We start from the raw sequence: 617 nt of genomic DNA on the forward strand, positions 1-617 counted from the left end.
CCGGTCACCGCCTCGATCACCACCTTCCTGCTCGTCAACGGCGTCGCCGAGGCCACGGCGGTGATCATCGCCGGGGTGATCACCTACCTCGCCCCCTCGGTGCTGCTGAGCTTCGCCTCCACCCTGCTGGTGCGCGGCCGGCCCAAGGCGCAGGACGTGATCCGCGAGTTGCAGACGCCGAACACCCTGCCGCCCTACCGCTTCGTCTACGGCCACACCCGCGTCTATGGCACCTATGCCCCGGTGAAGGTGAAGGGCCGCGTGCTCTACGCCTGCCTCATCCTCAACTCCCGCCCCTCCGCGGGGCCCTTCACGATCTTCATCGACAAGCGCGAGGTCGAGCTCAGCGGGGACGTCCACGACTTCGGCCCCGGCGGCGGCGCCAGTGCCACCAACGATCCCTTCGCCGGCTACCTGCACGCCTGGATCGGCCGCGGCGACCAGGTCAGCCCGCCCTTCGACGTCACCGACCAGTTCCCCGGCGGCTTCCGCACCTCGGACGCCTGGCGCGGCCGCACCGTGCTCTGGCTCAGGCTCAACGCCGGGCCCAACGGCAGCCGCCCCGAGCGCTGGCCCCGCCTGCCGCCCGAGGTGGAGGTCGAGGGCGACTGGTCGCT

1 protein-coding gene is annotated in these 617 nt (G+C 71.6%); it reads left to right on the forward strand.

Features of this window, described 5'->3' with window-relative positions; genetic code table 11:
- Positions 1–617, forward strand: a 617-nt coding sequence (locus D3P35_RS25935; RefSeq protein ID WP_157982362.1) for a hypothetical protein, incomplete at both ends; no start/stop codon positions are given.

Origin of the sequence: Oceanicella sp. SM1341 (genome assembly GCF_003448965.1) — a bacterium.
In the GTDB taxonomy this organism is placed as follows: domain Bacteria; phylum Pseudomonadota; class Alphaproteobacteria; order Rhodobacterales; family Rhodobacteraceae; genus Paroceanicella.